Consider the following 25,184-nt stretch of genomic DNA (forward strand, 5'->3'; position numbering starts at 1 on the left):
TAATTAAATTAAAAAATGGTATAGCCTACTATTAATGATGTAGAAGAAAAGTCTGATCCCCAAAAAGCATAGTTTGAGATAATAGAACGATTAAAAGATTGAAGGATTTCAATACTAAATTTATTTCTTTTATATCCTATTCCTAGTGAAAAATTACCATTCCCGGAAATATCTAATTCTGGGGCATAATTTGAAAAATCGATACTTCCCGAGGTTAAAATAGCATAGTTATAACTAAAGTTTCCGTAAAATTTTGACTTATCTGGTAAAAAGAAATAATGTCTTATTCCTACACCTAAATCAATGGAGCTATATTTTACACTAGTAGTCGTGAGTGCATTTTTTGAATCTGAACTAAAGGTATTGAAAGTAGGTTCAGTTAGTATAGCCCATTTATTGTTATTGAAAGGTAAAACAAATTCTAACTCAGACCCAATTCTAAAACCAATTGTTTTGTTGAATTCTGTAGTAAATCCATTTAAAGAATTATTTAAACTGATGTTATTTAAACTGACTCCTAATCTTAAATTAATATTTATTTTTTTTCTCTTTACACTACTTTCACTATGATTTATGTAGTCGTCTCCCAAAATGCACTTATTGTATTCCAAGAAAATCGAAATTAAATCTTTGGAAAAATAATCTAAATTTTCAATTTGACGAAGAGTAATTTTGTCACACTTTAAATTATTTAATATCTGTTGTTTATAAGCAATATTATAACTCACTTTATCATTCGTGATTAAAAAAGGCTTATAGACTAATTGTTCAATTGGTAGTTGGTCTGTGGAGAAAAAAAAACGGACAAGATTATTGTCTTCATATAAAAATAAATTTGCTTTTCCTTCAACAATATTCTTTAAAAATAATGTTTCATTTTTAAAAACTGGTAATTTGTTATTACTCAAATCTTTTGTTATGCTTGAAGAACGATCAATATCTACTTTAGCTCTAATATATTTACTTTTTCCATCAACAACAAACTCTTTTGCGTTATTTATAGATATTATTTGAGACTCTTCATTTTCATTATATTTAAATTCAAATTCAGTTGGATTATTTTTCCAGTCAATGTTCTTAATTAATCCTTCAACTTTATTTCCAATATTATCAACATAAAAGCCTTTTTCGAAAAGTGTCTGAGCTTGAATAACAGAAACCATAAATAATAGAAACAATATGTAAATAGATTTTTTCATAAAAAAATAATTTAAAGATTCTTCAAATATAATTTATTTTTCGATTTGTAATATTTTTTTGTAAGAATTAATATTTTCTTTTATTTCATCATTTAGCTCAGGTTCTTTGATATCCGTATATTTTTGAAGCTCTTCCAGAATGGTCTTTGCCACAATGTAACGTGCGGTTTCTTTGTTGTCTGCCGGCACAATATACCAGGGTGCATGTGATTTTGAGGTACGATTAATCGCTTCTTCGTAGCAATTTTGATAATCGTTCCACAACGCACGTTCTTTTAAATCGCCGGGTGAAAATTTCCAATTGTGTTTCTCCGTTTCGAGTCGGCGAAGCAATCGCTGGCGTTGTTCTTCTTTGCTGAGATGTAAATAAAACTTTAGAACGATTATACCGTTTGAAGCAATGTGTTTTTCGAATGCATTAATGCTTTCAAAACGGTTTTCCCAAAACTCAGAAGTGATATCTTCGACAGTTTCGATACCGGGAATATTTTCGTTAAGAATGTATTCGGGGTGAACACGAGTGACCAGCACATTTTCATAATGAGTCCGGTTAAAAACAGCAAACTTTCCTTTTTCGGGCAAGGCAATATAGTGTCGCCATAAATAATCGTGTTCCAATTCAGTCGAATTGGGTGTTTTAAAACTATGTACCACCACACCACGAGCGTTGAATTCTTTAAAAACTTCGCGAATGAGGCTATCTTTCCCGGCGGTGTCCATTCCTTGCAAGCAAATGAGTACGCCGTAACGGTTGTGAGCATATAGTGTATCTTGTAGTTTGCTCAACTTTTCACGGGTTTTTTGAAGTATTTTTTCCTTCTTTTTTTCAGAGGTTTCTATATCTAAAAAAGTAGGGGTTTGGGCTAAACTGATTTCGGAATCGACTCTAAATTGCTCGGGTTTTATATTTTTCATTGCTTGTAGTTTAGATTGATTAATTTTACAGCAAAGTACAAAAAAGTATGGATAAAATTAAATTAGAGTTGTTTTTTCAGATTTTGGGAATTGGAGCGACTTCGGGTTTGGTGTTTGAAAATGATTCCTTGTTTCTAGTTTCCGATTCAAGTTCGTTTTTGTATGAGTATAATTTTAGTTCAAATCGATTGGATAAAATTAAACTTTTCGAAAATAGTCGGGAATCAATCTTAAAAAAAGACAAACCTGATTTTGAATCAATTACAAAAATTGAAAATTCTTTTCTGCTATTAGGTTCAGGATCTACTCAAAAGAGAATGTTAGCCACCAAATATGATTTGAAAACCAAAAAAACAATAACTACAGATTTGACTGATTTGTTTGGAAAAATTTCTGCCTCAACGGGTATTGACGATGAAAATTTGAATATTGAAGGTGCAGTGAACTATAAAAACAACTGGCTTTTATTTCAACGTGGGAATGGTTCTGCTAATCAAAATGGAATCGTAATTTTAAAGGAATCGCTTGAAAATCCCTCAACAATTACTTTTGTTCCATTGATTTTACCAACAGAAAAAGCAGTTAATGTAACTTTTACTGATGCAATTTTAGTGGAAGGAAAAATTTATTTTTTGGCTGCTGCCGAAAATTCTGAATCTACGTTTGAAGATGGAGAGGTATTGGGCAGTTGGATAGGTGTATTAAACCCTGAGAATTTTGAACTAGAAATGGTTGAAAAAATTACAAACCAGCATAAATTTGAAGGCTTAACCAAATATCAAAATTCATCAGAAGAAATCACTTTTTTACTCTGCGAAGACGATGATTCTGGAATAGTAAAATCCGATATCTACAAATTAGCCATAAAAAAAACCATTCGATAGCGAATGGTTCTTCTTAGGTTAAGGTAAATTCGGGGCAAAATTACCTTTTCATAAAAATGTTGGTGTAGTATTTTCTTCCGGTAGTTGGATTAGTTTTTACTGAAATTCCGAAGTGGGTAAAATCTCCTTCGATGTTGTCTCTGTGTCCGTCACTCATTAACCAAGCATGTAAAACACCTTCGTTTGATTGATAGTTGTAGGCCACATTTTCACTCACTTGAACAGCTCCTAAAACTTGTTTGATATTTGTTGCTCTCTGATCAAAGTATTGATGACCAACTACATCATTTTCAATCATGAAGTCGTTGTGCTCAGCTGATTTATAAGAAATATGATTGATTTGTTCTAATGGATTTAACCCAACACTGATTCTGTGCTCGTTAATTTTGTTCATTAAATCCAACTCTGTCTCGTTGTATGAAAAATTTTCAACGATTGGTGCAACGGTATCCTCTGAAGAATCAGAAGAACAAGAGATTAAAGTGAACACAATTGCAATCGGCAACAATGCTCTGAACATTTTTGCTTTCATAGTAGTAGGTTAAGTTTTTAAAAGTAGATGTGGGGCAAATACTTTTATGTTGTTTTAATTATTTTTAATTAAAGCGTTAAAATAGATGTGGGGCAAATATCTTTATGCTTTTATAAGAACGTTTCGTTTGATTTGATGTGTCAATATTACTACTATGTCGTTAAAGTGCAAAATAAAATCGATGAAATGCGCTATTTTTATTTTTATTTAATTTTTTTCCTACATTTTAAGGTGCTAATCTTTCTATTTTCCATGAATAATCCGTTTGTAATTGGTACCGAATTCGATCATGTAATCGATTTGGACGACCTTGCCAAAATTCTACTTCTTGTGGTCGCACTAAATATCCACCCCAAAAAGTTGGTCTTGGAATCTCTTTCCCCTTAAAATCAGCTTCCAAAATTTTCAACTTCTCTTCTAAAACAGTTCTGGAAGCAATTACCCTACTTTGGTTGGAAACTAATGCACCTAATTTGCTTCCATCCGGACGCGAATCAAAATAATTATCTGAAATTTGAGCTGGAGTTCTCTCGGCAATTCCTTTTATAATGACTTGTCGTTCCATGGAATGCCAAAAAAAAGAAAGACAAATATTTGGGTTAGCTTCAATGGCTTTTCCTTTTTCCGATTCGTAATTAGTGTAGAAAAAAAATCCTTCTTCGTTGAACTTCTTCAATAAAACCACACGTGCTTTCGGAAATCCATCTAAACCAATGGTGGAAACGGTCATGGCATTGACTTCTTCAATATCACTTTGCTCTTCGGTTTCATAAAACCATCGGTGAAATAAATTGATTGGATCTTCCGGAATGTTTGTTTCAAGGAGTTCGCTTTTTTCGTATGACTTTCGGTAGTTGCTGAGATCTTTCATTGTAAAAGGTACTAGGGTTCTGTGTTGCTAAGGTACGAATAAAAGGAAAAGCTGAAAAAAGTGGAATTATTTAATTACTCAACTTTAATAGCACACGGATTTCTAGGATGAAATGGATTTTCACTGATTATTTATTCGCTTAGCGAAAATGGATGAAAAAGGATTGACAACAACTAGATTTTTAATTATAAGTAACTACAGAACCTGAAACTTGAAACTTGAAACCTGAAACTTGAAACCTGAAACTTGAAACCTGAAACTTGAAACTAAATTTAAAACGCAAACTCCTTCCCATCTTCCGCTAAAAGAATAGTTGGAAAAATGGTTTCTGCTTCAGTTTTGAATAACTCTATTGATTCGTAGCGAGTGGAATAATGACCCAATACAAGATGCTTTACATTAGCTTTTAAAGCAATTGTAGCAGCCTGTTTGGCAGTCGTATGCATTGTTTTTTCCGCAAGATGTGCTTCTTTTTCTAAAAAAGTCGCTTCGTGATACAAAACATCTACATTTTCAATGATTGGAAGTATATTTTCATCATAAACCGTATCCGAACAAAAGGCATAACTTTTCTCGTGTTCCGGATCAAAAGTGATTTCGTGATTAGGAATAATTGTTCCATTATCTAACGTAATATCACCACCGTATTTGATTTTTTGGTAATAAACAACATCAATTCCAAGGTTTTGTATTTTATCGATATTGAGTTTTCGTTCTTTATTTTTTTCTTGGAATAAAAATCCGTTGGTGTAAATACGATGCTTGAGCGGTATGGTTTTGACAATCACTTTTTCATCCTCAAAAAGCACTTCACTGTCTTTTGATTCTAATTCGTGGAAATAAAGGTTGTAACCTGTAAATGAATTTCCGGCTCTGAGTTGCATTAAAATTAACTCTTTAATCCCTTTTGGTCCATACACATGCAAATCACTTTCCCGATTGAGTAACATAAACGTTGAAATCAATCCGACCAAACCAAAAAAATGATCGCCATGCAAATGCGAAATAAAAATATGATTGATTTTGGAGAATTTGATTTTATTCTTCCGCAATTGTACCTGGGTTCCTTCGCCACAATCAATCAAAAACATACGGTTTTTTATTTCTAAAACCTGAGAAGTGGGATTGGTAATGGTGCGAGGTGTGGCGGCGTAACAGCCGAGAATGGTTAGCTTCAATGTTTTTTTATTTCAGGTTTCAGGTTTAAAGTTTCAGGTTTCAGATTGAATAAATTTGTTGAACAGTACCAACTCCAAACTACTCACTCCCAACTCCGCTTAAAACCCTAAATCGCGTTCAATTTCCTCCATTTCAATGATATCATGGGCTTCTAAAAGTGTGGGGACAACGGTTAATTTGGCAGGGACATCGTTAAAATCAATGTCTTGAACTACCATGACAAATGATTTTTTACCTTTTTTATGAGTCTTGGATAAATCACTGAACAACTTTATTTGTTTCAGTTTTACATCTTTATCCTTCGACATATCTAAAATCAAGTTCTGATCCTTAAAACTATTGTGTTGAGTAGTTACTTTTTCTAAAAAAGCTACACAATCGCCTTGGGTGTTTTTGAGAATGGTAGTATGTCCTTTTTGATCGACTTTCATTTTTTGAGGTGCTGAGGTGCTAAGGTTCTGAGTTACTAAGATATGAAAATTTATTTAATTTTTGAAGCCAAAAGATAAATAACCGCCATTCTTATTGCGACACCGTTCTCAACTTGTTCCAAAATAACCGATTGTTTGGAGTCGGCTACATCACTTGTGATTTCTACACCGCGGTTAATTGGCCCCGGATGCATGATGACGATTTCTTTACTTAAAGAGTCTAAAAGTGCTTTATCTACACCGTATTGCTGAGCATATTCTCGGGTGGAAGGAAAATAATTCACATCCATTCGTTCGTTTTGCACGCGAAGCATATTGGCAACATCGCACCATTCTAAAGCTTTTCGTAAATTGGGTTCCACCGAAACACCTAAACTTTCAATATGTTTTGGAATTAATGTTTTGGGGCCACACACTTTCACTTCTGCTCCTTGCATTTGCAAAGCAAATATATTGGAAAGTGCTACTCGGGAATGCAAAATATCGCCTACGATCACCACCTTCTTACCTCCTACTTCGCCCAATCGCTCTCTAATCGAATAACTATCTAATAACGCTTGCGTAGGATGTTCGTGTGCTCCGTCACCGGCATTGATAATACTGGCTTTTACATTTTTGGAAAGAAAATAAGCTGCTCCCGGATTCGCATGACGCATCACCACCATATCCACTTTCATCGCCAAAATATTATTGACCGTATCAATTAATGTTTCTCCCTTTTTCACGGATGATTGAGCCGCAGAAAAACTAATCACATCCGCTGAAAGTCTTTTTTGAGCGAGTTCGAAGGATAATTTTGTTCGGGTACTATTTTCGAAAAAAATATTTGCAATCGTAATGTCCCGCAAAGACGGCACTTTTTTAATCGGACGGTTGATTACTTCTTTAAAATGATCGGCTGTTTCAAAAATAAGTTGAATATCTTCCGGTTGAAGGTATTTGATGCCTAATAAATGGTTGACAGACAGTTCAGACATTTTCAGGTGTTTGTGAGTTTGTAGTTACTAAATATACGGTGTCTTCGCCTTCATTTTCAGTCCAGCAAACTTTTACTTTTTCATTATTTATAGCATCTACCTGTCTTCCACGGTAATCGGGTTGAATGGGTAAATGACGACTAAAACGTCTGTCAATGAGTACCAAAAGCTCAATTTCGCTTGGTCGTCCGAAGGATTGAATAGCGGTTAAAGCGGAACGGATACTTCTTCCGGTATATAAAACGTCATCAATGAAGATGACTTTTTTATCTTCTACAATAAAATCAATTTCGGTTTTATTGGCTTCCAATGGTTTTTCGCCCCGACGGAAATCATCTCTGAAAAAAGTAATGTCCAATAATCCGAATTGTATGTTTTTGATGTTGTATTCTTCCTGCAATAATTTCACAATCCGTTTGGCTAAAAAAGAACCACGCGGTTGTAATCCAATGGTGATTGTATCAGTAAAATCAAGGTGTTTTTCAATCAGCTGACAGGCCAAACGATGGAGAATGATATTGACTTCTTTGGAAGTGAGCAATACTTTTTGACTCATGGTAGTGGTGTTTGGTGTGTAAAGATATACTTTTTTTGTGACTTGAATTTAAAAAAAATCCCGAAACAAGGTCTCAGGATTCAATTTATAGTTAGCTATACATTTTCTTTCTCAATTCTTTGATTTTATCATCTTCTAAATATTCATCAAACGTCATGTAGCGGTCAATCACACCATTTGGCGTAATTTCAACTACGCGATTGGCAACGGTTTGAGCAAATTCGTGGTCATGGGTAGTGAACAAAACCGAGCCTTTAAAATTCTTTAATGAGTTATTAAACGCTTGAATCGATTCCAAATCCAAGTGATTAGTCGGTTCATCAAGCATTAAAACATTAGCACGAAGCATCATCATTCTCGAAATCATACAACGCACTTTTTCTCCACCGGATAAAACACGACCGGTTTTAAGAGCTTCTTCTCCGGAGAAAATCATTTTTCCTAAGAAGCCACGAACATACACTTCATCCCGTTCCTCCTCTGTTTTGGCCCATTGGCGTAACCAATCTACAAGTGTGTAATCATTATCAAAAAAAGCTGCATTATCAGCCGGTAAATACGATTGTGTAGTCGTAATTCCCCATTCATACTTTCCTGCGTCTGCTTTTAAATTGCCATTCAAAATTTCATAAAAAGCTGTAGTCGCACGAGAATCTTTTGAAAACACGACTACTTTGTCGCCTTTTGCCATGTTTAAATCAATGTTTTTAAAAAGTACTTCACCTTCCATAGAAGCACTTAACCCGACCACATTTAAAATTTGATCACCGGCTTCACGCTCTTGGTCAAAAATAATGGCTGGATACCTTCTACTGGATGGTTTTATTTCATCTAAATTTAACTTTTCAATCATTTTTTTACGCGAAGTAGCTTGTTTTGATTTGGCTACGTTGGCACTAAAACGACGAATGAATTCTTCCAATTCTGCTTTCTTTTCTTCTGCTTTTTTGTTTTGTTGTGCACGTTGCTTGGCGGCTAACTGACTACTTTCGTACCAAAACGTATAGTTTCCGGAATAATGGGTAATTTTTCCAAAATCAATATCCGAAACATGTGTACAAACTGCATCCAAAAAGTGACGGTCGTGAGATACTACCAATACTGTATTTTCATAATTGGCCAAGAAATTTTCTAACCAACCGATGGTTTCAAAATCCAAATCGTTGGTAGGCTCATCCATTATCAACACATCCGGATTACCGAAAAGAGCTTGAGCTAATAACACACGTACTTTCAGTTTTCCTTCCATTTCACTCATTAAAGTGTAGTGATAATCGGCAGAAATTCCTAAATTTGACAACATAGAAGCCGCATCAGAATCAGCATTCCAACCGTTCATCTCTTCAAATTGCACTTGTAATTCACCTATTCTATCCGCATTGGCATCATTATAATCGGCATACAAAGCATCCATTTCTGCTTTAACGGCATACAAAACTTTGTTTCCCATCAAAACCGTTTCCAAAACCGTATGTTCATCAAACATATTGTGATTTTGGTTCAAAACAGACATTCTTTTACCGGGTTCAAGTATTACACGACCGGCTGTTGGTTCCATGTCGCCCGAAATAATTTTCATGAAAGTCGATTTTCCGGCACCGTTTGCACCGATAATTCCGTAACAATTGCCTTGTGTGAAGGTTACGTTCACTTCGTCAAACAAAACTCTTTTGCCAAATTGAACGGATAAATTTGAAACTGTCAACATGTGTTCTCTAATTTTAAAAACGTTGCAAAAGTAGAAAAAATAAAGCACTTTTGACTTACAGTTATTTAGAATAAATATAGGTTTATTTTAACTGTCTGTTAACAAGATGTAAAGGATAGAAAAAATACTTTTGTTATAAATTAATACCACAAAATGATTGCCTATTCAAAAAAAATACCTTTCCCATTACTTATTGCACTACTGTATGTAGTTTCAGGTTGCCAAAAAGAATTTGGCAACGACAACTATACGGCATATTTTGGTGGTGAAGTAATTAACCCGAAAGACAACTTTGTCTTATTTCTTAAAGACGATGAGGTTGTTGATACCATTTTTTTGGATAAAAATAATCGTTTTATCAAAAAATTTGATTCCTTGGCACCCGGCATGTATACTTTTAAATATGAACCGGAATATCAATATGTCTATTTTGATAAAAATGACAGTTTGATGGTACGCATCAATCCTGTGGAATTTGATGAATCAATAGTTTATTGCGGTCGAGGCGATGAAAAAAATAACTTTTTGATGGAGCTTTACCTCAAAAACGAAGACGACAAAAACAAAATGTTTGACGTTTTTGATTTTGGTGTTGAAAAATTTATTTCAAACTGTGACTCGTCTTATGAAAGTAAAAAGAAATTTTATAATTCGAAAAAGTCAAAAATAAAATGGAGTGATGATTTTGATTTGTATGCCAAAACCATGTTGAATCTTCATCATTTTTCTAAAAAAGAAATTTATCCGATGGCTCACAAAATGAGAACGGGTGAAAATGTAAACAATCAATTGCCCTCCAATTATTATGACCATCGAAAAGATGTTGATTTTAACAACAAATTATTGGTAAATTATTCTCCATTTGTTCGATACCTAACCCACTTTTTGGGAAATGTTTCGTTTAGTCAAATCAATTCGGTGAATGTTGAAGAGGAAGATTTAGAACAACACATTCACAAACTTAACATTGCCGACACGCTCTTTAAAAATGAAAAAATAAAGAATAAAATATTAGATAATATTGCTTTTTCTTATTTATTAGAAGACCAAAACATCATTAATAACCAAACATTTTTAAAACGTTATAATGAGTTGTCGACAGACAAAAGCAAACAAAACGAAATCAATAAAATAGGTAACTCCATTCAAAACCTTAAATTAGGAAATGAATTACCGGATGTTGCTTTAATTGATTTGAATGGAAATAAAATCAGCAGTCAATCCATTTTAAACCGAAAAACGGTTATTTTCTTTTGGACGGAAAATGCAGACTCACACCTCACAGCTGTTCACAGAAAAGCTCTTGATTTCCACAAAAAAAATCCTGATTATCAATTTGTTGCGATTAATATTGATGAAGATCAGACTAAATGGAAAAAAGTATTGGAGAATCATCGATTTGGAATTATCAATGAATTCAGAGCTGCAGACTTTGAAGAATTAAAAGACAAATGGGTTATTACCAAATTACACCGCTCTATCATTCTGGACGAAACCGGAAAAATCCACAATGGTTTTGTTAACTTGTTTGATGTGAAATTTAATGACCAACTGAAATAAAAAATAGTATAAATAAAAAATCCCGTCACTTTTTCTAAATGACGGGATTTTTTTATGTTGAAAAACTATTGATTTGCTTTCGCATGATCGGCCAAAAACTGAGCCAACCCGATATCCGTTAACGGATGTTTTAACAAACCTAAGATCGCTGATAAAGGTCCTGTCATCACATCGGCACCAATTTTAGCACAGTTTACAATGTGCATCGTGTGACGCACAGAAGCAGCTAAAATTTCTGTTTGATAACCATAGTTATCATAAATATCTCGAATTTCTTCAATCAACGCCAAACCATCCGTAGAAACATCATCTAATCTACCAATAAAAGGCGAAACATAAGTAGCTCCCGCTTTTGCCGCTAACAATGCTTGTCCGGCAGAAAAAACTAAGGTTACGTTTGTTTTTATTCCTCTGTCTGAAAAATATTTACAAGCTTTTACCCCTTCTTTTGTCATCGGTAATTTTACCACAATTTGCTCGTGTAATTCCGACAATTCCTCGCCTTCTCTTATCATTCCTTCGTAGTCGGTTGCAATAACTTCGGCACTTACATCGCCATCCACAATATTACAAATGTCTACATAATGTTTCAATACATTATTTTTTCCGCTGATGCCTTCTTTGGCCATCAAAGACGGATTGGTCGTTACGCCATCTAAAACGCCTAATGCTTGAGCTTCTTTGATTTGTTCAAGATTGGCGGTGTCAATAAAAAATTTCATATGTGAGTTGTGTTTAATTTGAGTGCAAAATTAGGAAAACAATGTCAATTTCAATGTCAATGTCAATAACAAATTGAAAAGTCAATAGAATCGAATGCCACTAATTACTATTCACTAATTACTAATTACTTCAACTTATAGTGATTCATCAACATCTTCTCATACATTTTATCAGGTAAGATACGTTTTAAAACAATGGAAAAACGTTGGAGAAAACTGCCTACTTTATAATGTACATTCGGATGAGCGGTTTCAATGATTTTATGAATAGCAAATGCCATTTCATCCGGGTTACTGCCGGAATCCACGTGTTCATCCATCATTTTTAAGGTATTTCCGTAAGGGGTTTTATAAGCAGAATCCTCCTTCAACGGAGCATGATAACGACCCGAAGCAATATTGGTTGCAAAATCACCCGGTGCTACATTGGTTAATTGAATGCCGAACGGTTTGACTTCCATACGAATGGCTTCGGTGATGATTTCTAATGCCCCTTTTGAAGCGGAATAAACGCTTCGATATGGCAAACCCATATACCCTGCAATCGAGGTAATATTAATGATTAAACCGGATTGTTGGCTTCTCATTTGCGGTAAAACGGCTTTAATGACTTCAATCGGACCAAAGAAATTGATTTCAAAATTGTTTTTGATTTCTTGGGTGGGAATTTCTTCCAACGGACCCGTGATGCCAACGCCGGCATTATTGATGACCACATCCAATTTTCCTTCTTTTTTAATCAATTCGGAAACGGCAGTTTTGATACTATCAACATCACGAACATCCAATTGCAATAAGGGAAAAACAGATTCTCTTACTTGATTTGGATTTCTACTTGTTCCGTAAACGACATAACCTTTTTGATGTAAAAAAGTGCCGATGGATTTACCAATTCCGGAGGAACCGCCGGTGATGAGAATGACTTTTGACATGAGTGAATAAAAAACAAAGATATAGAAAATGTTTAAGGTTGCTTTTTAAACATATTTGAATAACTTCTGACCCGTCCTAAAATTACTAAACAGGTTATTAAATAAATCCTATTATAGTTACAAAATTGGCGAATGGGTTTATTATCATGAAAGTGGTAAACTGAAGTCAAAAGGAACTTATAAAATTGGAAAAAAACTAAAAAATACAAATTGTGGAAATAACGTTGAAATCAATTTTGGATATGATACAGAATCTTGGCTGTTCTATGATAAAGACGGAAATAAAATCAAACTTTGAATATCAATGCAATTTAATCGGCTTGATGAGTTAATTACTTTAGAAAAGAAATCATTTGAAAAAGGCATATTAAATCTATTTTCTTTTAAAGAAGATGTAAAGAAACGCTCAAATAATAAATGTTTTTATCCTAGTAATCAAATTATTAAACAATAACGAAAATTAAAAAAAGCAACCCGTTTCCGAGTTGCTTTTAAGGGTAAATTATTGTTAGTGGAATTATTTCACATCAAAACGATCAGCGTTCATGATTTTAACCCAAGCGTTTACAAAGTCGCGAGCGAATTTTTCTTTGTTGTCATCTTGGGCATATACTTCCGCATACGCTCTTAAAATAGAATTCGAACCGAATACTAAGTCCACACGGGTAGCCGTCCATTTAGTCGCTCCTGTTTTGCGGTCAACGATGTTGTATAAGTTTTCGCCAACCGGTTTCCAACTGTAATTCATATCCGTCAAGTTCACAAAGAAATCATTCGAAAGAACGCCTTCGTTGTTGGTGAACACACCGTGTTTGGTTCCGGCATAGTTGGTTCCTAATACTCGCATACCTCCTAAAAGCACGGTCATTTCCGGTGCGGTTAAACCTAACAATTGAGCTTTGTCTAACATCATTTCTTCCGGAGCAACGATGTAATCTTTTTTCAAGAAGTTACGGAAGGCATCGTGTAATGGCTCTAAATCAGCGAATGAATTTGCATCAGTCATTTCTTGGGATGCATCACCACGACCGGGTGTAAATGGAACATCAATGTTAAAACCACCGTCTTTGGCTGCTTGTTCAATAGCAGCAGAACCACCTAAAACAATTAAATCTGCTAAGCTTACTTTCTTCGCTAAACCGGCTTGGATTTCCGTTAATTTGTTAATTACTTTTTGTAAACGACCCGGTTCATTACCCACCCAATCTTTTTGAGGAGCTAAACGAATACGAGCACCGTTAGCACCACCTCTAAAGTCAGACCCGCGGAACGTTCTCGCACTATCCCAAGCGGTATTAATTAAATCTGTTCTGGTTAAACCGGAGTTCAATAATTTAGCTTTTAATTCTTCAATCTCTGAAGTTGATAAAGTATAGTCCACCGTTGGTACCGGATCTTGCCAAATTAAATCTTCTGATGGAACATCTGCTCCAAGGTAGCGTGATTTTGGCCCTAAATCTCTGTGGGTTAATTTGAACCAAGCTCTGGCAAACACATCGCGAAAATACGCCGGATCTTGTTGAAAACGTTCAGAAATTTTGCGGTATTCCGGATCGATTTTTAAGGCCATATCCGCATCCGTCATCATTGGATTTCTGCGAACAGATGGATTGTGAGCATCGATTGGCCTATCTTCTTCGGCAATGTTTACCGGTTCATACTGCCAGGCACCCGCCGGACTTTTAGTCAATTGCCAATCGTATTTAAATAATAAGTCAAAATAGCCATCATCAAATACTGTTGGGTGAGTTGTCCACGCTCCTTCAATTCCTGAAGTAACCGTATCACCACCGTTACCGTTACCTTTTGGATTCATCCAACCAAAACCTTGGTCTTTAATATCTCCACCTTCCGGACTTTCACCCAGCAAAGAAGCATCACCGTTTCCATGAGCTTTTCCTACTGTGTGACCTCCGGCAGTTAAGGCAACCGTTTCTTCATCGTTCATTGCCATTCGCTCGAAAGTCACTCTCATGTCACGAGCTGTTTTTAATGGGTCAGGGTTACCGTCTACTCCTTCAGGATTCACATAAATCAACCCCATCATTACAGCCGCTAACGGATTTTCTAAGTCTCTTTCGCCTGAATAACGACTTCCTTCACTTCCGCTTGGTGCTAACCATTCTTTTTCTGAACCCCAGTAAATATCTTTTTCCGGATGCCAAATGTCTTCTCTACCTCCTGCAAATCCGAATGTTTTGAAGCCCATCGATTCATACGCCATGTTACCGGCTAGAATCATTAAGTCGGCCCATGAAATTTTATTTCCATATTTCTTCTTGATTGGCCATAACAAACGGCGAGCTTTGTCTAAGTTACCATTATCCGGCCAACTGTTTAAGGGTGCAAATCGTTGGTTACCGGTGTTCGCTCCTCCTCTACCATCAGCTACACGATAGGTTCCCGCAGCGTGCCAAGCCAAGCGAATCATTAATCCACCATAATGACCCCAATCGGCTGGCCACCAAGATTGACTGTCCGTCATCAGGTTTTTTAAATCTTGTTTTACGGCTTCTAAATCCAATTTTTTAAATTCTTCTGCATAATTAAAATCTTCCCCAAGTGGATTGGTTTTTTTGTCATGTTGATGTAGAATGTCCAAGTTTAATGATTTAGGCCACCATTCCATTACCGATTGGTTAGCATTTGAATTAGCTCCATGCATCACCGGGCATTTTCCTGATGCTGTTGGTGATGGTGTAGCTTCATTTCCCATCGCTTGATGATGATGAGGACATTTTCCTTCAGTTGAATTGTTCATAATAATATCAATTTGTTGTTTATTAATTTGTTTTTAACCTAAGAATCATTTTGACTATAAATTTACGAAATTTCAAACTAGTACTAAAGGATATTATCCTTAATTAGCAATAAAATAACGTTATAAATGATATTAATTTTCGAATTAAATGTGGCACTAAAGTAATACAATGATTTCTATTCAAAAACAAAAATGAATAGATTTTATCTATATTGAAATATAAACCCCTTCTTTTCTTTTAACATTCCTATGGATAGAAAAGTGTCAATACTAATAAATAATATATCAAAAAAATCATAAAATGATAGATGATTAAGCGAATTGAATTAATATTGTAAACGCAATACATTTAAATCATGAAACCATTAGTTATCATTTGCATTTTCTTTCTTTCTTTTTCCCTAACGGCACAGGATTTTACCCGAAGAGATTCGTTACAAGGTAGTCTACGGCCGGAACGTACTGCTTTTGATGTACAACGATATGATTTGAACATTACGATAAATCCACAAAACCGAACAGTAGCAGGTTACAATGATATTACGTTTAATTTACTTGAAAAAACCTCTTCAATTCAATTGGATTTATTTGAAAATATGATGGTTGACAGTATCCTTCACGAGGATAAAAAACTAACTTACCAACGTGAATTGGATGCCGTTTTTATCGATTTCCCTTCAGATTTACCTTTAAATTCTGAACATAAAATACGTTTTTACTATTCCGGAAATCCTTTAGTTGCAAAGCGTGCACCATGGGATGGCGGTTTTGTATGGAAAAAAGACAGCAATGGGAATGACTTTATTGGCGTTGCCGTACAAGGTACCGGTGCCAGTTTGTGGTATCCGGTGAAAGACCATCAAACGGATGAACCGGATCGAGGAGCTTCGATTAAAGTAGCTGTTCCCAATGGTTTAATGAATGTTTCCAATGGTCGCTTTTTAGGAAAGGAAGAATTAACAAACGGTTACACTCGTTGGGACTGGGAAGTGAAAAGTCCGATTAACAATTATAATATAGTGATTAACATTGCCGATTATGTGCACATTCACGATGAAGTAAACGGATTGGATTTAGACTATTATGTTTTGCGAGAAAACGAAGAAAAAGCAAGACAACATTTTGAGGAAGTAAAACCAATGATGAATTGTTTTCAAGAGAAATTTGGAGCTTATCCATTCATCGAAGACGGATTCAAATTGGTGGAAACCCCTTATTTAGGTATGGAACACCAAAGTGCTGTAGCCTATGGGAATAAATACATGAAAGGTTATTTGGGTAATGATATGACCGGTACCGGAATCGGAATGCTGTTTGACTATATCACCATACATGAAACCGGACACGAATGGTTTGGTAACAGCATCACCTCAAAAGACATTGCCGATATGTGGATTCACGAGAGTTTTACTACTTATTCAGAATCAGTATTTGTAGAATGTCAATTTGGTTATGAAAAAGCGATGGATTATATCAATGGACAGAAAATGATGGTAGGCAACAGAAAACCAATCATAGGTCAGTTTGGAGTAAATTTCAAAACCGGAAATTCGGATATGTATTATAAGGGAGCATTGGTTTTGAATACCATTCGACATATGTTGGACAATGATGAAAAATGGTGGAAATTAATTCGCAACTATGCAGAAACCTATCGGCATCAAATCATAGAAACCAAAGATGTGGTGGACTTCTTCACTAAAGAATCGGGAATGAATTTGGCTCCGATTTTTGACCAATATTTGAATTATAAAAATTTACCGGAACTGGAGTTTAGAATCAAGAATAAATCCCTTGAAGCAAGATGGAACACCGATGTAACCAACTTTGAAATGCCAATAGAGTATTTTTTTGATGGAAAAAATACAAAAATAACTGTTAGCAATGAATGGGTGACAATTCCACAAGCAAATACAATGGAAGAAATTCAATTGTCATTAGATAAAATGTTGATCACAGTGAAAAGATAAAAATAAACCTGACAAGCTTTTAAAACCTGTCAGGTTTAACTATTTTTCAGTAAAAGGATTAACTCATAAACTTCCCCAACGTCTCTTTCCGAACAATTTTTCCCGTTGGTGTTTCTTCAAAATGTTTCACAAAGTGAATTTCTTTGGGTTTTTCATATTTGTCTAACACTTCAAAAACAGCATCTTCAATGGTCATAGGCTCTCCTTCCACAATCAAAACCAATCGTTCGCCTAAAACAGGGTCAGGTTTACCGGCCACAAAGTAGCGTCTCGGGATTCGGGTGGCGAGTTTTTCTTCAATTTGTTCAGGAATTAACTTGATACCACCACTGTTGACCACGTTATCATATCTGCCTAACCATATGAATTGATTTTCGGAGACCATTTCCACAATGTCATTTGTTTCAATAATATCAGGAGAAACAGAAGGAGCCTTAATCAACAAGCAATTTTTATCATCTAACGACAACATCACATTAGGAAAAACCGTAAAGGACTCCTCGCCCATTTTTCGGGCAGCGATGTGCGTGATTGTTTCGGTCATTCCATACGTTTCATAAATTTCCGATTTTATTTTCAGTAATTTATCTTCTAAAGGTTTGGTGATTTTTGCACCGCCAATGATTATTTTCCGTACGTGTTTCAATTGATCTAACGAATATTGAGCCTGCATCGGAACTAAAGCAGCAAAATCATAATCATAGTCAATTTTTGCTAACGGATGAGAACTGGGAGCAACAAAATCAATTTCCAATCCTAAAATAAATCCGCGAATCAACATCATTTTTCCGGCAACATAATTGGCCGGTAAACAATGTAGTACCTTATCGCCCGGCTTTAAATCAAAAAAATCTCCCGTTGCCAAAGCCGACCGAACCATGGCTTGTTTATCAACCTTAATCAATTTCGGCTTACCGGTTGAACCGGAAGTATTCATTTCGATATAGCTTTTTTCATCAAACCAATCCAATAAAAAATCGCCAACGGGTTTTTCAAAATCTTCCCCTTCTTTGATAAAACTATAGGCAAACATGCAAAGTTCCTCTCGGTTCAAATGAAAACCGTTTAATTTGAATTTGTTGTGTACATTGTGATAGGTAATTTCAGTATCAATCATGGTTTCCTATAGTATTAATAACTTCATTTTCAGGTTTGTATTCATGGACTTTCCCAGTGAGCTTATCCTTCCAATTGGTCCATTTATACTTCTTACCAAATATAAACAAAAGAATTGGAAAAATGACCAAAACCGGAAACAAAACATCATAGTCGGCAGAAGGTTCAGAAACATCTTTCAGAATGGAATGGGTTTGAAAAGCGGTCCAATCCGCTGTTACTAAAAGAGCTCCGATTAAGTTGTTGGCCGCATGAAAACCAAGTGCTAATTCTAATCCTTCATCCATCAATGTAACTATCCCTAAAAAGAAACCGGTGCCAATGTAATACACCATGATAATCGGTCCTAGTTTACCCACTTCCGGGTTGGCAATGTGCATTACTCCAAACGTTATGGAGGTAATTATTAAAGGAATTAACCTGCTTTTCGTTACCACACCAATTCCTTGCAATAAATAACCTCGAAAGAAATATTCTTCAAAACTGGTTTGCAACGGAATTAACAAAAGTGCAATAATTAGAAAGGGAAAAAATTTAATCGGATCATAATTGATTTCAAAACTTTCCGGCGACAAGTAAAATAAAATTAACGTTGTTATCGTCGTAAAGGTTCCCCAAAGGGTAAATGAAAAAAATATTCGTTTCCAATCTACTTTTTTTCTGGAAGTGGTTAAGCTTCTTATACTCTGTCCATGTATAAATTTGACCCAAAAAAGCAAAATCACACAACAAACTGCCAATTGACCTACCATGAGGGCAAAAGTCAAATTCGTGCCAAGTTTATCAATCATTAATTGCATCATTTCTTCCACATTTACATCTTCTGTGGCAAAATAATTCATCACAATTAAGCCTAAAAAGACTAAAGGTATTGGCAGATAGAGAATGAAATTGAATTTTTTATTATTAATCTGATCGATGTACATGGTTGGAAATTTAGTTGTTCAAATATAAGTTTTTTTGTTAAAGAATATGTTACATTTTTTTTAACGAAATTTGAATTTCAAACCACTTACTTTGTAAAAAAAGTAAATGATAAAAATTTTACACAACCCCAGATGCGGTAAATCAAGAGAAGGTCTTTCGCTCTTGGAAGAAACCGGTAATCCGTTTGAAGTAATAAAATATTTAGATAACCCACTCGCTGAAAGCCAGTTGACAGAGCTTGTTAAAAAATTAAACATCGCACCTTTAGATTTGATTCGACAAAAAGAAAAAATTTGGATCGAACAATTCAAGGGAAAGGAACTTACTGATGCTGAATTAATCAAAGCGATAGCCAATAATCCCATTTTAATGGAAAGACCCATTGTTATCAGCGAAAACAAAGCGGTTATTGGTCGTCCACCTCAAAAAATCATCGATTTTCTTAAAAAATAGTTAAGAAATCATTTAACAAAGCTTTGTGAATATAAGCTTAAACCTATCAATAGTTTTGCAGTCTTATCTTTTTAATCAAAAACCAACTGAATGAAAAATTTTAAAGCAGCGTTTATTTTATTTTTTTTAAGTGTATCCTTTTTTTCTTTCGCACAAAGACCAGATGCCAAAAAAATTAAAGTAAAAGGAAAAGTTATTGAAAAATCTTCTTCTCAACCGTTGGAATATGCCACTATTGTTTTTCAAAGTGTGCGTAACCCTGAAATTGTAACCGGTGGTATTACAGATCCAAAAGGAGAATTTGACATTGAAGTAAATGCCGGAAACTACAATATCAGAATTGAGTTTATTTCATTCAAAACTGTTGAATTTAAAGGACGTAATTTACAGGAAAACACAAACTTAGGCACCATTTCTTTAACCGACGATGCAACTCAACTGGAAGGTGTTGAATTGCGTGCAGAAGCATCAACCGTGGAAATAAAATTAGATAAGCGAGTCTATAATGTTGGTCAAGACATGATGGTTAAAGGCGGAACGGTGAGTGATGTATTGGACAATGTTCCCTCCGTTTCTGTGGATGTAGAAGGAAATGTGAGCTTACGAGGAAATGAAAATGTACGTATTTTGATTGACGGAAGACCCTCTAATGCGATAAATGTAACGGATGCCTTACGATTGATTCCGGCTGATGCCATTGATAAAGTAGAAGTTATTACGAACCCCTCCGCCCGTTATGATGCAGAAGGTAGCGGTGGTATTTTAAATATTATTCTGAAGAAAGGTAAAAACCAAGGTTTAAATGGTGTGGTTACCGGAACAGTTGGAGATCCCAGAAACTACGGATTAACGGGCAACATCAATTTTAAATCAGAAAATTTTAATGTTTTTGCAACGTTGGGTTACAGTGATAGAAATAGTCCTGGTAATTCAATAACAGATTCAGAGTATTTTGATGAAGAGGGAAATACAACCAATTTTATCAACGAAAGAAGAACCAATAATCGCTTAAGAGAAGCCTACAATGGTAGCTTTGGTGCTGAATGGTTTTTGGATAAAACAACCAGTTGGACAAACACCGTATCGTACCGAAGAGACGATGGATCGAACCCGGACGAAGTTTTATTTTATGATTACGATGCTGATTTTAATTTTATTGGCGTTCGCAGACGTTTTAATGATCAAACAAACAAAGGTGAAAACATTGAATATTCATCTAATTTAATTAAAAAATTCAAAAAAGATGGCCATCAGTTAACCGTTGATTTTTCAACATCCTTAAACAAAGACAATGATCTTTCTTATATTTTTGATGAAACTGACCAAACCACAGCCAATATTCAGCGTCAAAACAGAAATTTAATTCAAACTGATTACGTTTTACCCATTGGAGAAAATTCGCGTTTTGAAGCCGGTTACCGTGGAGATTTCACAAAAGTATTAACCGATTTTGATGTTCAGACTTTTAATGACGATTCGAATGAGTTTGAAGTAGATCCCCTGTTCTCCAACGTTTTTGAATACAAAGAATATGTCAATGCTTTTTATACCCAATTTGGTTCTAAAATCAATAAATTCTCTTATTTGTTCGGTTTACGTTGGGAAGATTCAAACATTGGGGTGAACTTAATTTCTGAGAGTAATTTCAATAACAAACGTTATAACAATTTCTTTCCAAGTGCTTTCTTTGCTTATGAAATTTCAGATAAAAGTAATGTAACATTAAGCTACAGCAGAAGAATTCAACGACCAAGAGGCCGATTTTTAAATCCGACGGCAAACCTTTCCAGTAATATTAACATCTTTCAAGGAAATCCGGACTTAGATCCGGCGATGACACACGCTGTCGATTTAGGTTACATCAAACGTTGGGAAAAATTCACATTGAGTACTTCAGCTTACATTAATAAAACGGACGATGTTTTTCAATTCATCAGAAGAGAGTCAGGAGAGTTTTTCGATAATTGGGTAGATGCTAACGAAAATGATATTGTTGAAGAAGATGAAATTACTCGAATACCAATCATCCTAAGTGGTCCGATTAACTTAGCTACTGAATACCGTTTTGGCTTCGAATTTACATTAAATTATTCCCCTTACAAATGGTGGAAATTAAACGGAAATTTTAACTTTTTCAGAAATGAAACCAAAGGGGAATACAATTATATAAATTTTCAAAACAATCCGGTTAACATTAATCTTGATAATATTGCAACCGGTTGGTTTGCACGAATCAATTCAAAAATTACTTTGCCATTTAAAATCGATTGGCAAACCAATGCAACATACAACGCTCCTCAAAAAACAGCTCAAGGTAGAAATCTAGGTGTTTTAAGTGCCAATTTAGCCTTAAGTAAAGATATTCTCAAGGAAAAAGCTACCATTGCTTTTAATGTGAGTGACATTTTTAACTCACGAAAAAGAATCTCTGAAATTAATTTAGCTCAAGTTGAATCCTATAGTGAGTGGCAATGGAGAGTTAGACAAATAAATCTTTCTATTACCTACCGTTTCAACAAACCTAAAAACGAAAAAGAACGAATGCCACGAAGAGAAAATGGCGATGACGGTGAGTTCATGGGGAAACCATAAACACAAAAAGGGACGCAATAGCGTCCCTTTTTTGATCAATATATTTTATCAAATATATTATTCAGCGTCTTTTTTTGCTCTTTTCTCTTTGATTAATTCCATAATTGCACCGCCCAACCAATAGTGAACAAATCCAACCAAAAAAATCATCAACCAAAAACCAATGGTTAAAATGGTTAAGAAAAGTAAAAAGCCTAAGTACTGTTGAAATTCAAACATGTTTTCCGGAATTTTTCGAATTCAATTACAAATGTAAATCAACTTAATCATTTTATCAAGATAATTTCAAAATTATTTTAAAATAGAAATGTTAATAAGTAAATTTGTAGCTCGGTTATCAGTTATCGGTTATCGGTTTCAACGATTGTGGTTAAAGATTTTGAAATAAAAAACGAAGATGATAAATAAAAATCCGTGTAAACCCATTAGAGCAAAGCTGTCAAAATTCGTTAAAGTCCGCGTTTAGCGTCAGCTAATCCGTTCAATCCGTGTCCTATTTTTAAGTTAAAGGTTTAAAAAAACATTTAAATTTTAAAAATTTTTCAAATGATTAAAATCTGCGTTCAATAAAAAATTAAATTATAAACACAAACAACCATGAACTACCGTATTGAAAAAGACACCATGGGCGAAGTAAAAGTACCCGCCGACAAATATTGGGGAGCACAAACCGAACGTTCCCGCAACAATTTTAAAATTGGCCCTTCTGCTTCTATGCCAAAAGAAATTATTGAAGGGTTTGCTTACCTCAAAAAAGCCGCAGCTTACGCCAACCACGATTTAGGTGTTCTATCCCAAGAAAAAAGAGATGCTATTGCAACGGTTTGCGACGAAATCTTAGCCGGAAAATTAGACGACCAATTTCCTTTGGTTATTTGGCAAACCGGATCAGGTACGCAAAGTAACATGAATGTAAACGAAGTGATTGCCAACCGTGCTCAAGTATTAGGTGGATTCAACATTGGCGAAGGCGAACAATTAGTTAAAGCCAATGACGATGTAAACAAATCACAATCGTCGAACGATACCTTCCCAACCGGAATGCACATTGCTTGTTACAAAGCGGTGATAGAGAAAACCATTCCCGGTGTAACGCAACTTCGCAATACGTTGAAAGCCAAAGCCGATCAATACATGAATGTGGTAAAAATCGGTCGAACGCATTTAATGGATGCCACTCCCCTTACTTTAGGTCAAGAATTTTCGGGATACGTTTCGCAATTAGACCACGGTTTAAAAGCGTTAAAAAACTCTTTAGAGCACTTGTCGGAACTCGCTTTAGGAGGCACTGCTGTTGGAACCGGATTAAACACACCTCCCGGCTACGACGTAAAAGTAGCTCAATACATTGCAGAATTTACCGGTTTACCTTTCATAACCGCTGAAAATAAATTTGAAGCACTAGCCGCTCACGATGCCATTGTAGAATCGCATGGAGCTTTGAAAATGTTAGCCGTTTCGTTAAATAAAATTGCCAATGATGTGCGAATGATGGCCTCCGGTCCACGTTCCGGAATTGGTGAAATTTTAATTCCAGAAAACGAACCGGGTTCCTCCATCATGCCGGGAAAAGTAAACCCAACACAGTGTGAAGCCTTAACGATGGTATGTGCTCAAGTATTCGGAAACGACGTAACCATCACCGTGGGTGGCACACAAGGTCATTACGAATTAAATGTATTCAAACCGGTTATGGCGGCTAATTTTTTACAATCTGCTATTTTAATTGGCGATGCGTGTGTATCGTTTGACGAACATTGTGCCCAAGGCATTGAACCCAACTATGGGAGAATCAAAGAATTGGTAGATAATTCATTGATGTTAGTCACGTCGTTAAATACTAAAATCGGTTATTACAAAGCGGCTGAAATTGCTCAAACCGCTCATAAAAACGGAACAACTTTAAAAGACGAAGCCGTTCGTTTGGGGTATGTTTCACCCGAAGATTTTGAGGCTTGGGTAAAACCCGAAGACATGGTGGGAAGTTTAAAATAATTTCACCTTTTGATATAAATTCTAAAAGCACTTTCCAACGAAGGTGCTTTTTTTGTCTTAAGGAAAACCGAATTGATATTGAAAAAGAAGTGTTTTACTTTGTTGAAAGAATGTGTATATTTGAAAAAAGTTGTATAAACTTGCGTATATTTACTAGTTAGCACCAATATAAACTGAACCTTGAATACAAAAACATTATTCCGAATATTTTTAACATCTGGATTCCTTTTATGGGTTTTATCTTGGATTGGAGATTCTAAAGGAATACTTCCTATATCAACTTATGGAATGATTTTTTCTGCTATTTTAACTGGATTTGGAATTTATTTTTGGTTAAAATCATATAAAGAAGAAAGAGGACACTATCCAAAGTTTTTAAAAATTTACGTAAATTTATATAAGAAAATGAGAAAGAATCCATTTAATGGAATTTTCTTTATGGTAAGACATTTGCTCAAATTTTACACTTTAATACTAATTTTTTCAATGATTTTAGTGTTTATCGGATTTATAACGATTGGGCAGTCTGAACCTGTAAAAACAGTTCAAAACTATTGTGAAAACGACCCTGAAATAAATAAAATAACTGGAAAAATTAATCATTACGGAATTTTACGAAATGTTAACTCTAAATGGAGTTCTGAAACTGGAACTTCTGAATTATCATTAGTTTTAGTTTCTGAAAACGGAGTTTTTAATGTGTCCTCAAAATTGGAAAAAGAAAATGGAGAATGGAAAGTAAAAAAACTGGAATTGAAAGATAAAAATACTGGTGCTAATCGAGTAGACTGCCCTGCCAGAAACTGACAGGAAGAGCCTCTCACACCACCGAGCGTACGGGTCACGTACTCGGCGGTTCGCAAAGAGATGGGTTGAGTTGAATGTAGCATTCCATTAAGGTCTC

22 protein-coding genes are annotated in these 25,184 nt (G+C 35.1%); 7 read left to right on the forward strand and 15 right to left on the reverse strand.

What is annotated here, in order from left to right; genetic code table 11:
- Nucleotides 1-8 precede the first annotated feature (8 nt).
- Nucleotides 9-1,199: a tRNA modification GTPase gene (locus EQG68_RS08395; protein WP_129464364.1), complete on the reverse strand. Its 1,191-nt coding sequence runs from the start codon at nt 1,197-1,199 to the stop codon at nt 9-11.
- Between the two features lie 33 nt (nt 1,200-1,232).
- A complete protein-coding gene (locus EQG68_RS08400; RefSeq protein WP_129464365.1) occupies nt 1,233-2,114 on the reverse strand; it encodes a PPK2 family polyphosphate kinase in 882 nt (293 codons plus the stop codon).
- 47 nt (nt 2,115-2,161) lie between these two features.
- On the opposite strand from EQG68_RS08400, the gene EQG68_RS08405 reads away from it, so the two are divergent.
- Nucleotides 2,162-2,998, forward strand: coding sequence for a DUF6929 family protein (locus EQG68_RS08405; RefSeq protein WP_129464366.1), 837 nt, complete (start codon nt 2,162-2,164; stop codon nt 2,996-2,998).
- Between the two features lie 40 nt (nt 2,999-3,038).
- Here the strand turns inward: EQG68_RS08405 and EQG68_RS08410 are convergent, their stop codons facing one another.
- From EQG68_RS08410 to EQG68_RS08440, 7 genes are all read right to left on the reverse strand, one after another.
- Nucleotides 3,039-3,530: a CAP domain-containing protein gene (locus tag EQG68_RS08410; protein ID WP_129464367.1), complete on the reverse strand. Its 492-nt coding sequence runs from the start codon at nt 3,528-3,530 to the stop codon at nt 3,039-3,041.
- A gap of 226 nt (nt 3,531-3,756) precedes the next feature.
- The gene (gene pdxH, locus EQG68_RS08415) at nt 3,757-4,401 is read right to left on the reverse strand and encodes a pyridoxamine 5'-phosphate oxidase (protein WP_129464368.1); all 645 of its coding nucleotides are present in this window, start codon (nt 4,399-4,401) and stop codon (nt 3,757-3,759) included.
- A gap of 272 nt (nt 4,402-4,673) precedes the next feature.
- Nucleotides 4,674-5,579, reverse strand: coding sequence for a ribonuclease Z (locus EQG68_RS08420; RefSeq protein WP_129464369.1), 906 nt, complete (start codon nt 5,577-5,579; stop codon nt 4,674-4,676).
- Nucleotides 5,580-5,678: 99 nt separating this feature from the next.
- Nucleotides 5,679-6,011, reverse strand: coding sequence for a ribonuclease Z (locus tag EQG68_RS08425; protein ID WP_129464370.1), 333 nt, complete (start codon nt 6,009-6,011; stop codon nt 5,679-5,681).
- 50 nt (nt 6,012-6,061) lie between these two features.
- A complete protein-coding gene (locus tag EQG68_RS08430) occupies nt 6,062-6,988 on the reverse strand; it encodes an aspartate carbamoyltransferase catalytic subunit (RefSeq protein WP_129464371.1) in 927 nt (308 codons plus the stop codon).
- Nucleotides 6,981-7,544 (reverse strand): bifunctional pyr operon transcriptional regulator/uracil phosphoribosyltransferase PyrR, encoded by a 564-nt coding sequence (gene pyrR / locus EQG68_RS08435; RefSeq protein WP_129464372.1) that lies wholly within the window; start codon nt 7,542-7,544, stop codon nt 6,981-6,983. The genes EQG68_RS08430 and pyrR overlap by 8 nt, the downstream gene beginning before the upstream one ends.
- 91 nt (nt 7,545-7,635) lie before the next feature.
- Entirely contained in the window at nt 7,636-9,252 is a 1,617-nt protein-coding gene (locus EQG68_RS08440; protein WP_129464373.1) for an ABC-F family ATP-binding cassette domain-containing protein, read from the reverse strand.
- A 153-nt stretch (nt 9,253-9,405) separates the two neighbouring features.
- On the opposite strand from EQG68_RS08440, the gene EQG68_RS08445 reads away from it, so the two are divergent.
- Nucleotides 9,406-10,812 carry a TlpA family protein disulfide reductase gene (locus EQG68_RS08445; protein WP_129464374.1) on the forward strand — a complete coding sequence of 469 codons (1,407 nt, stop codon included), beginning with the start codon at nt 9,406-9,408 and terminating at the stop codon, nt 10,810-10,812.
- Between the two features lie 65 nt (nt 10,813-10,877).
- On the opposite strand, the gene fsa is transcribed toward EQG68_RS08445, so the two are convergent.
- The 3 genes from fsa to katG form a co-directional block, all read right to left on the reverse strand.
- Complete coding sequence (gene fsa, locus EQG68_RS08450) at nt 10,878-11,534, reverse strand: fructose-6-phosphate aldolase (protein ID WP_129464375.1); 657 nt, start codon at nt 11,532-11,534, stop codon at nt 10,878-10,880.
- A gap of 125 nt (nt 11,535-11,659) precedes the next feature.
- Entirely contained in the window at nt 11,660-12,466 is an 807-nt protein-coding gene (locus EQG68_RS08455) for an SDR family oxidoreductase (protein ID WP_129464376.1), read from the reverse strand.
- 517 nt (nt 12,467-12,983) lie between these two features.
- Nucleotides 12,984-15,182, reverse strand: a complete 2,199-nt coding sequence (gene katG, locus EQG68_RS08460) for a catalase/peroxidase HPI (protein WP_394343610.1) — start codon at nt 15,180-15,182, stop codon at nt 12,984-12,986.
- A gap of 401 nt (nt 15,183-15,583) precedes the next feature.
- On the opposite strand from katG, the gene EQG68_RS08465 reads away from it, so the two are divergent.
- A complete protein-coding gene (locus EQG68_RS08465) occupies nt 15,584-17,197 on the forward strand; it encodes a M1 family metallopeptidase (protein ID WP_129464378.1) in 1,614 nt (537 codons plus the stop codon).
- Between the two features lie 58 nt (nt 17,198-17,255).
- On the opposite strand, the gene EQG68_RS08470 is transcribed toward EQG68_RS08465, so the two are convergent.
- Complete coding sequence (locus EQG68_RS08470; RefSeq protein ID WP_129464379.1) at nt 17,256-18,314, reverse strand: AMP-binding protein; 1,059 nt, start codon at nt 18,312-18,314, stop codon at nt 17,256-17,258.
- A complete protein-coding gene (locus EQG68_RS08475) occupies nt 18,307-19,239 on the reverse strand; it encodes a CPBP family intramembrane glutamic endopeptidase (protein ID WP_129464380.1) in 933 nt (310 codons plus the stop codon). The genes EQG68_RS08470 and EQG68_RS08475 overlap by 8 nt, the downstream gene beginning before the upstream one ends.
- Nucleotides 19,240-19,345: 106 nt before the next feature.
- Here EQG68_RS08475 and arsC point away from each other — a divergent pair, with 106 nt between their 5' ends.
- Together arsC and EQG68_RS08485 are read left to right on the forward strand one after the other, a co-directional pair.
- On the forward strand, nt 19,346-19,693 hold the full coding sequence (gene arsC / locus EQG68_RS08480; RefSeq protein WP_129464381.1) for an arsenate reductase (glutaredoxin): 348 nt from the start codon (nt 19,346-19,348) through the stop codon (nt 19,691-19,693).
- 90 nt (nt 19,694-19,783) lie between these two features.
- A complete protein-coding gene (locus EQG68_RS08485; RefSeq protein WP_129464382.1) occupies nt 19,784-22,285 on the forward strand; it encodes an outer membrane beta-barrel family protein in 2,502 nt (833 codons plus the stop codon).
- A gap of 57 nt (nt 22,286-22,342) precedes the next feature.
- Here the strand turns inward: EQG68_RS08485 and EQG68_RS08490 are convergent, their stop codons facing one another.
- Nucleotides 22,343-22,504, reverse strand: a complete 162-nt coding sequence (locus EQG68_RS08490) for a hypothetical protein (RefSeq protein WP_129464383.1) — start codon at nt 22,502-22,504, stop codon at nt 22,343-22,345.
- 378 nt (nt 22,505-22,882) lie between these two features.
- On the opposite strand from EQG68_RS08490, the gene fumC reads away from it, so the two are divergent.
- Together fumC and EQG68_RS08500 are read left to right on the forward strand one after the other, a co-directional pair.
- On the forward strand, nt 22,883-24,280 hold the full coding sequence (fumC, locus tag EQG68_RS08495; RefSeq protein WP_129464384.1) for a class II fumarate hydratase: 1,398 nt from the start codon (nt 22,883-22,885) through the stop codon (nt 24,278-24,280).
- A 180-nt stretch (nt 24,281-24,460) separates the two neighbouring features.
- Nucleotides 24,461-25,087 (forward strand): hypothetical protein, encoded by a 627-nt coding sequence (locus EQG68_RS08500; RefSeq protein WP_129464385.1) that lies wholly within the window; start codon nt 24,461-24,463, stop codon nt 25,085-25,087.
- Nucleotides 25,088-25,184: the final 97 nt, after the last annotated feature.

The organism is Flavobacterium piscinae (assembly GCF_004122145.1).
Taxonomy (GTDB): Bacteria; Bacteroidota; Bacteroidia; order Flavobacteriales; family Flavobacteriaceae; genus Flavobacterium; species Flavobacterium piscinae.

What these genes read in the sequence shown, in the direction of transcription:
- EQG68_RS08395 (WP_129464364.1), bottom strand. Translation starts at nt 1,199, where the DNA reads ATGAAAAAATCTATTTACATATTGTTTCTATTATTTATGGTTTCTGTT.
- EQG68_RS08400 (WP_129464365.1), bottom strand. Translation starts at nt 2,114, where the DNA reads ATGAAAAATATAAAACCCGAGCAATTTAGAGTCGATTCCGAAATCAGT.
- EQG68_RS08405 (WP_129464366.1), top strand. Translation starts at nt 2,162, where the DNA reads ATGGATAAAATTAAATTAGAGTTGTTTTTTCAGATTTTGGGAATTGGA.
- EQG68_RS08410 (WP_129464367.1), bottom strand. Translation starts at nt 3,530, where the DNA reads ATGAAAGCAAAAATGTTCAGAGCATTGTTGCCGATTGCAATTGTGTTC.
- pdxH (WP_129464368.1), bottom strand. Translation starts at nt 4,401, where the DNA reads ATGAAAGATCTCAGCAACTACCGAAAGTCATACGAAAAAAGCGAACTC.
- EQG68_RS08425 (WP_129464370.1), bottom strand. Translation starts at nt 6,011, where the DNA reads ATGAAAGTCGATCAAAAAGGACATACTACCATTCTCAAAAACACCCAA.
- EQG68_RS08430 (WP_129464371.1), bottom strand. Translation starts at nt 6,988, where the DNA reads ATGTCTGAACTGTCTGTCAACCATTTATTAGGCATCAAATACCTTCAA.
- pyrR (WP_129464372.1), bottom strand. Translation starts at nt 7,544, where the DNA reads ATGAGTCAAAAAGTATTGCTCACTTCCAAAGAAGTCAATATCATTCTC.
- EQG68_RS08440 (WP_129464373.1), bottom strand. Translation starts at nt 9,252, where the DNA reads ATGTTGACAGTTTCAAATTTATCCGTTCAATTTGGCAAAAGAGTTTTG.
- EQG68_RS08445 (WP_129464374.1), top strand. Translation starts at nt 9,406, where the DNA reads ATGATTGCCTATTCAAAAAAAATACCTTTCCCATTACTTATTGCACTA.
- fsa (WP_129464375.1), bottom strand. Translation starts at nt 11,534, where the DNA reads ATGAAATTTTTTATTGACACCGCCAATCTTGAACAAATCAAAGAAGCT.
- EQG68_RS08455 (WP_129464376.1), bottom strand. Translation starts at nt 12,466, where the DNA reads ATGTCAAAAGTCATTCTCATCACCGGCGGTTCCTCCGGAATTGGTAAA.
- katG (WP_394343610.1), bottom strand. Translation starts at nt 15,182, where the DNA reads ATGGGAAATGAAGCTACACCATCACCAACAGCATCAGGAAAATGCCCG.
- EQG68_RS08465 (WP_129464378.1), top strand. Translation starts at nt 15,584, where the DNA reads ATGAAACCATTAGTTATCATTTGCATTTTCTTTCTTTCTTTTTCCCTA.
- EQG68_RS08470 (WP_129464379.1), bottom strand. Translation starts at nt 18,314, where the DNA reads ATGATTGATACTGAAATTACCTATCACAATGTACACAACAAATTCAAA.
- EQG68_RS08475 (WP_129464380.1), bottom strand. Translation starts at nt 19,239, where the DNA reads ATGTACATCGATCAGATTAATAATAAAAAATTCAATTTCATTCTCTAT.
- arsC (WP_129464381.1), top strand. Translation starts at nt 19,346, where the DNA reads ATGATAAAAATTTTACACAACCCCAGATGCGGTAAATCAAGAGAAGGT.
- EQG68_RS08485 (WP_129464382.1), top strand. Translation starts at nt 19,784, where the DNA reads ATGAAAAATTTTAAAGCAGCGTTTATTTTATTTTTTTTAAGTGTATCC.
- EQG68_RS08490 (WP_129464383.1), bottom strand. Translation starts at nt 22,504, where the DNA reads ATGTTTGAATTTCAACAGTACTTAGGCTTTTTACTTTTCTTAACCATT.
- fumC (WP_129464384.1), top strand. Translation starts at nt 22,883, where the DNA reads ATGAACTACCGTATTGAAAAAGACACCATGGGCGAAGTAAAAGTACCC.